Origin of the sequence: Paenibacillus terrae (assembly GCF_005217525.1) — a bacterium.
Classification (GTDB): Bacteria; Bacillota; Bacilli; order Paenibacillales; family Paenibacillaceae; genus Paenibacillus; species Paenibacillus terrae_C.
The window spans coordinates 273698-284389 of record NZ_PNXQ01000012.1 but is presented as its reverse complement, the minus strand read 5'-3'; the positions used below and the strand labels follow the sequence as shown (position 1 = coordinate 284389).

Here is a 10692-nt window from a genome sequence, read left to right as displayed (position 1 = left end):
AGACGAGATTGTTGCTATTGCTTTTGATATATCTCCTAAGTTTCAATCCACACTCCCATATAAGGAGCGACACAGGCTCCATAGAGGTCAATGCGGTCAGAGATGTGTTTCAATCCACACTCCCATATAGGGAGCGACGAAAAGAGTGACCAAGGAAATCGAAATTAAACTTGTTTCAATCCACACTCCCATATAGGGAGCGACAGCACGCGTTACAAATCCTTATCCAGCAAGGCTTTGTAAACGATTTTTCGCGAATCTCTTTTCAACTCACCAATAATTGTTAAAAATCACACCCCAAAATCGCTGAATCCCTTGTCTGGCGCGGGGTGCGAATGTTCCAGGGATTTCATGTGCACTTGGGGTTCGCACTAATTAACCCCTATTTACCGTTATTGTTAAACATATTTACATAGGCCATATGTGGAAATAAAATAGGATTGTTAATGAGCATCAACAATTGATTCAATTGAAAGGTAAGAGAAAGTAAAGCAATTTCTTGTTGCTTTACTTGATCCTCATACACGCGGTAGTTCTCCATTAGCAAAGCTTTCCCTAACTCAGAAGATGGATTTTCCGCCTTGAATTTTGCTTTTATGTCATCGTAGTTGACGTTCTCTTTATGATTTAATGCGTCACTCCACGAAGCAAGATCCTGCAAACGAGATGACAGCCTCACCTTAAGCCGATCACCCTCGGGATGGATGTTAATATCAAAAGGCTCAATATACGGAGTCGAACACTTACTCAGGGTATGACACAATATCTGGATCGGCCGCGTAGACGTTTGCGTCAGTTTCTTTCTCACGTCCGGTTTAGGCTCATTCCCGTTCTCTTCCTTTGTCATAGGTAACAGTAGCTTACCTTTATCTGATTCATATGAATATTCTCCCATAGCGATACCATTAAACATACGCGTAATCGACCTGAGAGAAGTATTCAGCTTTGTAATGCTTCGTGACCAATCCGTGAGAACCTTCATATCTTTTCCCTTCACATTCTTGCTCTTGCACTGCACAACCACAGCAACCGCTTCAATCGGAATATATTTAATACGACCGTGTCTAAAAATATAAGGGGTATACTGTTCATCAAAAATGGCCAGATCCACCTCTTTCGAGACGTGCCCGTGTGAGTCAATAAGAAATACCGATTGTTCAATGGAAAACTTACGAGGAATAATCTGCTCGAACAGAGATTTCCAGATATCTTCACGAAAGGTTCCACTGGTCACATGATGTCTTTCCGCCGCCATGTTAAGCTGACTGGTAATGCTTTTTTCCAAATGAATATAGTTTTCGGAAATCTGCTGGATCACTTTGGTTGCGTCCTCTTTGATCTCCTGCTGGATTGATCTATGAGATCGTTTCTTTTTCGGCATCCGGTTCACTCCCCTGTTACCCTGACCATAAGTCCATAGCCAGCATTCGTTTTGCCGCCAATTCCTTCATGTTCCAATGCGTGCACTACAATTTCCTCTGCGATGTTGAGCCACTGTTTGGTTTGCACCTCTTCCAATCCGTCTATAGCACAGGTAAGCATGAAACGGAAGTGAGAAGATACCTTCACCGCCAAAAATGGAAGCGGAATAGGATCGTCGTCATCGCGCGGTGCAGCATCCATCTTTGGACCAAGTTTCTGTAGCTGAATGGCGTTATAAGCTTGATGATGCGGTGTCATTACATCCTGTACGAGCGCACTACCAATCAAATGGGAAGTTACCCACGCATCGTGAAAACAAATATAGCCCGCCTGATCCTGAGAGCCGAACAGTGCTGTGTAATAAGCATGGTCTGCGAGGAAATCGGAATTTTCATTTCCTAATACATGGTGACAATAATGTGCTGCCAGCCCTTTGATCGCAGTGCCAGGAATATAGGGAACCCCATAGATACGGTGCAATGTGAGCGAAGTCTCCAATGCCGAAACTCCACCATGTCCGACAAGCAGCGGTGAGACATTTTTCATCACAAATTCATTTATTCGGGACAGACTTAAATTTGCTTCCAGCGCTTGTTTATACTGATCAAAACGGGCTTGATACCATTCCTGTTGCCCTTTTAATTGCCATGCAGACTTATGCCCTTGGATAACCTGTTCGTACAGTGCCGCTTTGTCTTTCCCTTTGTCTGAGGGATTCTGTATAGCCTGACAGAGTGTTATCTTTGGTGCGTTTAAATCCGTTGTGGCCTGTTTGGTAATCGCAAGAAATGCATTCAACACCGTTCCTCCCCTTTCATCATGCATCCATACTGTCCGACGCTTCTACTCGGAGAATGGCCTCTGCATATCGTTTAAACCAGACGGCTGCCTTGAGCGTTCTTTGGGACAAATCACGGTACTCCGTCATGTGGGGAGAAGAAAGTTCTTTTTCCCAACTGGAGATTCCCAATGCTGCCTCCATATCGCTAAGATAACGCCCATGATTAGAAGACGGGTCACTGCCTGCTTTACTTCGAAAAAAAGCAACCGTCAATCGCAGTCCGTTCACCAGCAACATCGAAGGAAATAACTGGCACAGCCGACCATACTCCTTATCGTTACTACTGGATTCAATTTGCCGGATACTATGGAGTGCTTTTTCGGCATATGTATGGGCTACCGATTTCATAGCGCTCCCCCTTTGACATACCTACATTGGATTCTCCCCTTACCTACGGTGGCGTTTCCTCCAATTTGCAGATACGTCTTCTGTGGCAATTCATCCAATAGCTTGCGCCCGTTCATGTTATGCTGTTGACCGAGAAACGGATCGGACCAGATTAGTCCATACAAGATGGATTCTGTCGGTAAATATTCCTCATTCCATAACGCACCTTCTGCAACGGTTTTTACATTTTGGTCAATGCGGATACGGGGTACAATCTCGCTGCACATCGTTACAAAATACTGAAAAGCTTCATCGGATACGAGCGCGATCCGCTCGGTTAGCATGGACTGAGAAATATGATCATCGGCAAATAACTGCTTCGCCAGCCAATCCGCCCAAGCTGTGAAGGTAGGGTCCTCTACTGCTTCATTGACAAATTCGTCAATATACAGATGGTCCTTACTCGTTGCATGATCCCGCTTCCTTAGCTGGCTCAGGGAATGAACTACTGACTGATCCTGATCTTGCTTTGACTGCACCAGTTCCGACAGCGTGGATACATTCAATTCAGGCATGGTTATAGCGGCTGCTTCTACATCCCGTTTGAACCGCTTCAGCACGAGTGGACAAGTGATATATGCGAAAGTACCATAGTGACTGGCGACTGGAAAAGCCAAAATTCTGGCATCCGTCATCACCAGCGCTCCCGCATTCCCATCATCTGCGTCACGCTCTGCGCCCTCAGCATCATCTTCGCCCCGACTACTTCCCTTACCAAAAGCAACATCCAGCCACTTATCTGGCTGCTTGTGGTTTCCATTTCTAAAAAAATCCCGATGAACTCCCTTAATACTGGAGCCTGGAAAATAAGGCCATTCCGTTACTTTTTCTCTCATCATCGGCATATCGACGATGCCTACACCCTGTCCTGCACCCACATGCACCGGAGTCATACAATGCACCATATACATTCGACTGTCAGTTCCCATTTTCCAGCCCCCTCATTGTTTCCAGTGGAGTCCATATCCCCCACGTTGCCAGTCCATAACCATCTTGCTTGTCAAAAAATGCATGTCGACGATCTTCATCCGACATGGACGCAAGCCATTTGCTGCGAACCAATTCTACTGGATCACCTTTCACGACTTCAAAAAAGTACACACTACCTGCCGGAGCCATACGACGTACGGCTTTAGCTTTATTCTTACCGTAGCTCCAGCCCGAAACGGCCTGCCAGCGGGGGACGCATGCCCAGCGCAGCTTGAGCTTGATAGGCAGTTTATGGTCGAGCTTTTCGGTCGATTCTAATTCCTCATTTAACCAGCCCGGTAGCCATCCCTTGGAGAAGTATGCGGGAGTGGTCAACACCATACGCACGTATTTGGGATGAGCGGCTACTGCTTGCAATACCTTTTCCGGACATGTCCAGATATTACTTTGCTTTTGCGAATCCTCAATCTCCTGAAAATGTGCCAGCCTCCGTTTCCCTCCCAAGGAATGAAGACCGTTGATCTCGCCTGTCCATTTCAAATCCTTCGGTATCTTCACATGGGCGACAAGCGACAGGTCGGGTGGAAGCACCAGCGACTCCGTAGAAAATAAAGCCTGATCCTTGGCTGTATACGTATTCGGCTGGATCGCCGTATGCGTGCGTACCTCACGAGCAAAGGGTGCGATAAAATGCTCCGTGGATGGCGTTTTATTCTTCTTCTCCGTCTGCTGGTTCCGCCATTGCCCTATGGTATCCGCCCATTCCTGTGGTGAAATCTCATCACAGAGCCACCGAATCATCCATTCCTCCGAGACGTAGGCGGGAGCGGATTTTAGGTTTTTTTTAATGTTCTGTGTCATCCCAATCGGCCACAGCTTGTCCTCATGCAATCCGGTGTTGCCCGTTCCAAGGAAGCCTTGCTTGACCTGTTCTTGTTCTTTCGGAGGCTGGCAAGGTCTTCGCACATGGACACTAATACTTCCTTTTTTGTCCCGATCTGCCCCATGATCCGACTCTGGTTCATATAGGTCCAGATCATGCGGCATGGGGTAAAAAAGCCTGTCTTCCAACATATATATCGGGCCACGCACATCCACCTTTGCCAAAGTCGAATATTGTGAGCATTGTTGGCGCATCAAAGTACGCAAGGTTCCGGCTATCACCCCTGGCGTTACGGTATTCAAGCTATGTGCCCGGGCGCCGGGCGTAGCGCCGAACGGCCTTCCATCCCGAATCATCAGCGGATCAAGAGGCTGAATCTGTATGCTGCGTTCCATCGGTTCCACCCACCTTCTCCAAAGTTATTGCAATCACGCATTGTTCTGCCAGCCGATGCAGTAGCGCCAGCGGATCAGAGTGGGATTCCCCCCCTGTCTCCTCTAATCCGGTAAATAAGGATAATACTTTTTTTATCATATTGTCCTTGGATATATGTGCGGGTTTCTTCTTTATGATCAGCCGCCGTACTTCCTGTAGCAGCAATTCACCCAAGCCTTCTTGTGGCACAGTCTTATGAGCTTGTAAATCCCCATACTCCGTATGAAGCTGTCTCAAGGCGTAGGCAAATCCGGACGAAATATAGCCTGACTTATATAGTGACTTCATCTCGTTGATCGTCTCCACCGGCTGATCGCCAAAGGGGAGGCTCACCTTCATTTCCTCACTACCGCTTCTCTTTTGAAAATAAATAGCCAATGAATCACGGCGTACCTTCGCCAAAGCCTCGGTTGCCCGTGCCAGTTGCAGCGACTCTTCCAATGGCTCCATCATATGTACAATGGCAATCCCCACCGAAAACGTAGGCAGCCTTGTCCCATCGGGAACCGCTTGCTTCATAATACGGATGAATTCCTGTTGTATTTCTCCGGCAGCATCCAAACAATGATGAAGTGGGAGTAACGCCATGACATCATCACCACCGCTGTAAATCATCTGGCCCGCATAATGTTGAGTGACAATGTTATCGACTTGTGACGCAAACCTGGAAAGCTGCTCCGTGAATTTCTGATGCTCTTCCACAGTCCTCATGCCACGCAAGCAATTACCCATATGATCCCCATCCCCTACAATCAAAGCATAATAGGAGGTCGGGCTTTTTTTTATTTCATCATATAAAAAATCCAATTTCCTGGTAATTATCCGTGCCATCTTGTCTGGCCATTCCTTGAATAACTGAGTAGATGCCTGTTGCTCCGTCATCAACTCCGTGATCGCCTCTTCCACCCTGTTGGGGTAAAACAAACGCGAGTCGTAAGTGTCCGCTTTACCATCTGCCATTTTGGATATGTCCACATGTTCTTTTAAGTGTTCTCTTATATCCCGGTAAAAAAAATCCACTTTGTCTTTCATCTTTAGATTTTCCGGTTTCCTGACCTCATCCTCAAATTGACGAAAAGCTACATCACATACCGATTTGAATTCTCTCTCGTTCCCGATAAAACGTGACAAACGCTTCACGAGAGAAATTGCATCGAGCTTTTCATTCAGTTTGATACCAAACCCGGCATAAGAAGCGTATTTTCCCGATTTCAGCACAGACTCTCGTCCCCCATCCAGGCTGGACTTGGCATCACCAAAGAGGTTGGCAGGTTCATTAGGTCGATAATCACGCAGGGTTTTTCGGGCAGCCATAAGCTGCTCCGTCTGCTTAAGCACATCCTCGTATTTGTCCTCCAACACAGACCATACAGCAAAAAATTCAACCAGATCCTTCACTTGTCGTTCCCACATCGGTCCAATAATACTGTCGCCCAGTCTTTTTTTCGCTTCATTGGCATAATCCAGCCATTTGAATGTCACTGCACGCTTCACATCCAGTGCCACCTGTCGCGGGTTATCCGTAGTCACAATAGCCTGTACCTTATTGGCAACCTTGAGATCATCCAACTCAGCCTCGGTCATATTCTGACTCAGATAAGGAAAAATCATTTGTGCCTTATGTGCCTCTGACAACTCCCTTGCGGCTTTCTTGCTAATCTCGGACAACACATAGGACCCGAACCATAGGTCGCGGGTTTTGCGAGCCTGTGCAATAAATTCCTGCACGGGACCGATAGAGAAGAGCATTAAGTATTGCGTCGGTTGTTGTAATTGTTGTGACTGTTGCGGGACTTGTTCTGTCCGTTCTGTCTGCCCTGGTACGGTTTCTGTTCTTGATGAATCTCCCATTTCTTGACTTCCTCCCCCTCTAAAAAAGCCTCTATTGCTGAAGTGAAAGGCTTCTTTTTATCCCCCATATTCATAGGACTATTAGAATACGTAAGCTCTTTATAAATGTCCTTTTGGGTAATGTTATATTGCTTAATACGATCCTTTACTTCCAGTTCGTGTTTTGAAGGTTTCCGGTCTTTCTCTGGAACCATTTGCAGTTCAAGCTTTTCCAGCTCGGGGTGATTTAATCTGACAATGACACCGACTCCCTTGCTCTCACTGATTGCCAATGCCTTTGTAATCAATGGCGAGGCAAGCCGATTTCTCCCCTTCGGTATTAGCTGAGTCTTATAAGGCTCCCGTTTGTCAGAAGTCATGGCCTTTAATTTAAAATCTTGCTTAAATTCAAAAATAATAGGCAATCCCATTTCAGCGCGAGAAAAAGCGATACATTCGCCTTTATCTATGGGCAGTGGATCTTTATGTAGACCTTCTGCCATTCCGGTTATGCGTCTCAATGAATCTGCTTCTGGCCACATACTTCGTTTATGTCCAGCTTTGAATGCTCTGAAATTTTTGTAAATCTCAATGACCGTTTTCCAGGCGAGAGACAAATCTCTATCATAAGTTTGGATGTGAATTTCTTTAGGCAACGTAGGCCACTCTTGTTTCCATTTTTCTCTTTCTTTATAAGAATAGAGCTTTAATCCATAATCTATTTGCTTTTTTGCATACCAATCTTTATTGCTAACATAATTCTCTCCTAGCTTTGGTGAAAAATCCTCACAAAACAGGCTTCCACAGCCTCGGCGTGTTCGATTCCCGATACCACCAAAATTAATCCATGCCCACAAAGCCGCTTCAACTTCTTTTTTTAATGCTTCTATATCTGGAAACAGATTGTCTTGAACTTTATCTTTAGCTGTGGGAATGTAGTCGCTATATTGAACATGCAGAGTAAAGGTAAACTTCCTCAATGTTCTTATTTTGTTGTTGCTAGTGTATGGAAAAACGGCATAGGGCGGGAGAAAGTTTTTAAAGCGATAAGCAGGTCCTTGCCCAGGTCGAACCTGTTTATTCTTATTTATTTCCCTTGCCTCCGTAATTTCCGGTTTATGGCTACTTTCCACCCAAATTTTCACTCTGCTGGGCGAATGAGTATCACCAAAAATGGCAACCTCATGCCTGCGTAACTCATTCACATCCTCAAATGCTGCTCCCCGTGTGGCACGCCACCAAAAGCGCAAATGTCCCCGAATCGAAGAACTCCGAACGGGAAATGCTTCATCCACTTTCCCCGGTTCGCTGCTCCCTCCAAACATAGGGGTGACAATCTTGATTTCGTAGTGCTTATTTTCTTTTGTTTGTTTTCTGCCGCTTTTTAATTTTTCTTTTACATCGTTCAGTTCAGGGGGTAAAATGCGATTTTTGTAGTTCATACACTCACCTCACATCATGACTTATTACATAGTTTTAATGAACCGGTTATCAATATAAGAAGACTATCAATAGGCTAAAAGTATCTCTTTTATAGAACATTATACTCTATGATGGAATTTTTTACAGGATTCTTTTCCATGATTCTACATTCTTCTCACATGCGTTCTCTATCACTATGGATAATTTCTCTAACCTAAAATACAAAAAAACACCGAAATCCCAGTTTGGGGTTAATATTCGGTGTTTTTGGATTATTTCATTTTTTTAACAAAAACTAAGGACGATTATCGGTTGTTGTATCTTCCTCGTGCAGAGAGTGACGGACCTCATCTATGACTAGTTTCAATGTATGCTCCTACATAAGGAGCGACGTAGAATCCATGTAATGACCGAGCCAGAGGCATATGTGTTTCAATCCACACTCCTATATAAGGAGCGACAGCATCCAACATAACAAAAATAACTAAGATTGATGTTTCAATCCACGCTCCTACATAAGGAGCGACTGTTTTGTACTACGGTGTGGTGGCCTTGTTCTTTACAATTTCAATCCACGCTCCTACATAAGGAGCGACAGCACGCGTTACAAAGCCTTACCCAGCTAGGCTTTGTAAACGATTTTTCGCAAATCTCTTTTTAACGTAGCAATAAATGTTGAAACCACACCCCAAAATCGCTGAATCCCTTGTCTGGCGCGGGGTGCGAATGTCCCGGGGATTTCATGTGCGCTTGGGGTTCGCACTCAAAGCCTATAAAACCCATGCCTTGTTCTGTTATAAATTCTTTTTCAATTCCTGATCCTTTTGCTGCTCACTCAAATGCTGTAGTTCCTTGCTGTCATACAATAGACTCAGTTGGGGCTCGAAATTATCACCTTGTAAATCAAGCAAAATTTCTGTATCTTCTGTCTCCCATGCTGCCTGATAATGCAATTCACCTGTCGCTACAGCCATTCCCCATTGGCTTGGTGTATCTTTGTATAACTCTCCCTTCCAAAGGGTATCATCACTGCTAGGCTTGCCGTATTTCTCCGTTAGGCTCTTTTTTAAGTCATTATAATTCTCAATATAATCATTCTTATTCGTATGTTTTTCTGTAACTAAATAACCTGCACGAACCAATTGATCATCCACAAAAAAGTACATGAGTCCGCTTTCCAGTCCCAATATCTTGGAATAATAGGCAATCGACTCTTGATCTTCTTCCTCAACCTTCATATCTTCAGATGCCTTTACTTGCTCTTTACTCATCCCCCAGCCTACGTTGCGAAATGATATTTTACCTTGATATCCCTTATTTTCAGTCGCTACCGTCTCATGTACAGTTGAACTGGCAGAGCCTCCTGATGCATTTGAACTTGTAGCACTCTCTGTACTTGTGGTACCGCTCTTGGAAGTAGTACAGCCCGATAGAACGACTCCTGCTACGCATAAACATAACAATACCTTTTTCATAAACTGACCCCTTTACCGAATATATACCAAAACTCTACCATGTCTTTGGTAATGGGTCTATAGTAATGATCATACAAACCATTTTTCAGCTATCTATTCCCCAACCATTACGTTATAATGATCTCAACTATTTTATTCCGATGTGAAAAGGATGATATATATGAGTCAAGTTCCAGCCTCGATTCCCCGTCCGTTGGTCAGGACTAATCAATGGGTGATTGTGCTGTCTGTGGTCTTTACCTGGATTACAGGGGCGTATGGGGTGTTAGCTATTCCGCTGGTTGCGGGGTTGCTCGGTGTGCTTTTCAACTTCAATCCGGTGATGCGGGTAGCCAAGCTGTTTTTAAAGAAAAGCCCTTCCTCATATGTGCAGGAAGACCAGGGACAGCAAAGATTTAATCAACTCCTTGCCGTCTTTTTTCTGCTGGTGGCTCTGGCAGGATTTACGTTCCAATGGAGTGTTGTCGCTTATGTGTTCTCAGCGATGGTGCTGGTTGCGGCATTGGTGGCTATTCTGGGCTTTTGTGTCGGATGCTTTATTCTCTACCAATGGTCCCAATATCAATATCGGAGAAGAAATCACGTATAGATTGCCTCCCCTTCATTCTATTTTGCAACAATCGTATCCTCAAACACAAAAACAGAGATAGCTATATCTTCTTCCACCTTAATATCTGAAAAGAGGTGCAGCAGTCGGGAATCCATGTATTCCTCCAGTTCTTTGTTGAACTGTACGGGATAGATTTTCTGAACCATTTTGGTTCGGGCTGCATGCACCATCTCTTTCCCGGCAACCTCTTGTGCCAGAAATTTTTCAGAAGGGGTTAAATTACCGTACAGCATCGTGATGGCCATGTTATCTACAAAGGTTGTATGTATGCGTTCCGGGCCTTTTCCAAATAGCTCTTTACGTACTTTTCGAATAATTTCGTTAAAACCCGTTTCCTTTCTCATATCGCACCGCTCTCCTAAATCTACTAAAATCCTTGTTACTATTTCCATCATAACTGATTTCTCTCATATAAAACAGAGATTGAACGAAAGTGATTTTTGGAACATGCTTTGTG

Annotated in this window: 10 protein-coding genes; 1 reads left to right on the top strand and 9 read right to left on the bottom strand. The window is 44.6% G+C overall.

Going from position 1 to position 10692, the window contains the following annotated elements:
* Positions 1–382 precede the first annotated feature (382 nt).
* The 8 genes from C1I60_RS11350 to C1I60_RS11315 all read right to left on the bottom strand — a co-directional run bounded on the left by C1I60_RS11350 (position 383) and on the right by C1I60_RS11315 (position 9625).
* The gene (locus C1I60_RS11350) at positions 383–1381 is read right to left on the bottom strand and encodes a DUF6602 domain-containing protein (RefSeq protein WP_137061811.1); all 999 of its coding nucleotides are present in this window, start codon (positions 1379–1381) and stop codon (positions 383–385) included.
* 5 nt (positions 1382–1386) lie between these two features.
* Entirely contained in the window at positions 1387–2220 is an 834-nt protein-coding gene (gene cmr6, locus C1I60_RS11345; protein ID WP_170970783.1) for a type III-B CRISPR module RAMP protein Cmr6, read from the bottom strand.
* 19 nt (positions 2221–2239) lie between these two features.
* Positions 2240–2611, bottom strand: a complete 372-nt coding sequence (cmr5, locus tag C1I60_RS11340) for a type III-B CRISPR module-associated protein Cmr5 (RefSeq protein WP_137061809.1) — start codon at positions 2609–2611, stop codon at positions 2240–2242.
* Entirely contained in the window at positions 2608–3579 is a 972-nt protein-coding gene (gene cmr4 / locus C1I60_RS11335) for a type III-B CRISPR module RAMP protein Cmr4 (protein WP_137061808.1), read from the bottom strand. Before cmr4 ends, cmr5 begins: the two co-directional genes overlap by 4 nt.
* Entirely contained in the window at positions 3569–4858 is a 1290-nt protein-coding gene (gene cmr3 / locus C1I60_RS11330) for a type III-B CRISPR module-associated protein Cmr3 (RefSeq protein WP_137061807.1), read from the bottom strand. The genes cmr4 and cmr3 overlap by 11 nt, the downstream gene beginning before the upstream one ends.
* A complete protein-coding gene (gene cas10, locus C1I60_RS11325; protein WP_137061806.1) occupies positions 4827–6749 on the bottom strand; it encodes a type III-B CRISPR-associated protein Cas10/Cmr2 in 1923 nt (640 codons plus the stop codon). Before cas10 ends, cmr3 begins: the two co-directional genes overlap by 32 nt.
* Positions 6647–8170, bottom strand: coding sequence for a type III-B CRISPR module RAMP protein Cmr1 (cmr1, locus tag C1I60_RS11320; RefSeq protein ID WP_137061805.1), 1524 nt, complete (start codon positions 8168–8170; stop codon positions 6647–6649). The genes cas10 and cmr1 overlap by 103 nt, the downstream gene beginning before the upstream one ends.
* A gap of 774 nt (positions 8171–8944) precedes the next feature.
* Complete coding sequence (locus C1I60_RS11315) at positions 8945–9625, bottom strand: hypothetical protein (RefSeq protein ID WP_137061804.1); 681 nt, start codon at positions 9623–9625, stop codon at positions 8945–8947.
* Between the two features lie 160 nt (positions 9626–9785).
* On the opposite strand from C1I60_RS11315, the gene C1I60_RS11310 reads away from it, so the two are divergent.
* Positions 9786–10214: a DUF4395 domain-containing protein gene (locus tag C1I60_RS11310; RefSeq protein ID WP_137061803.1), complete on the top strand. Its 429-nt coding sequence runs from the start codon at positions 9786–9788 to the stop codon at positions 10212–10214.
* Positions 10215–10231: 17 nt separating this feature from the next.
* Here the strand turns inward: C1I60_RS11310 and C1I60_RS11305 are convergent, their stop codons facing one another.
* The gene (locus tag C1I60_RS11305) at positions 10232–10579 is read right to left on the bottom strand and encodes a Na-translocating system protein MpsC family protein (RefSeq protein ID WP_137061802.1); all 348 of its coding nucleotides are present in this window, start codon (positions 10577–10579) and stop codon (positions 10232–10234) included.
* Positions 10580–10692 lie beyond the last annotated feature (113 nt).

Bases quoted from the DNA above. Each gene is read 5' to 3' on its own strand.
- C1I60_RS11350 (WP_137061811.1), bottom strand. From the start codon at position 1,381: ATGCCGAAAAAGAAACGATCTCATAGATCAATCCAGCAGGAGATCAAA.
- cmr5 (WP_137061809.1), bottom strand. From the start codon at position 2,611: ATGAAATCGGTAGCCCATACATATGCCGAAAAAGCACTCCATAGTATC.
- cmr4 (WP_137061808.1), bottom strand. From the start codon at position 3,579: ATGGGAACTGACAGTCGAATGTATATGGTGCATTGTATGACTCCGGTG.
- cmr3 (WP_137061807.1), bottom strand. From the start codon at position 4,858: ATGGAACGCAGCATACAGATTCAGCCTCTTGATCCGCTGATGATTCGG.
- cas10 (WP_137061806.1), bottom strand. From the start codon at position 6,749: ATGGGAGATTCATCAAGAACAGAAACCGTACCAGGGCAGACAGAACGG.
- cmr1 (WP_137061805.1), bottom strand. From the start codon at position 8,170: ATGAACTACAAAAATCGCATTTTACCCCCTGAACTGAACGATGTAAAA.
- C1I60_RS11315 (WP_137061804.1), bottom strand. From the start codon at position 9,625: ATGAAAAAGGTATTGTTATGTTTATGCGTAGCAGGAGTCGTTCTATCG.
- C1I60_RS11310 (WP_137061803.1), top strand. From the start codon at position 9,786: ATGAGTCAAGTTCCAGCCTCGATTCCCCGTCCGTTGGTCAGGACTAAT.
- C1I60_RS11305 (WP_137061802.1), bottom strand. From the start codon at position 10,579: ATGAGAAAGGAAACGGGTTTTAACGAAATTATTCGAAAAGTACGTAAA.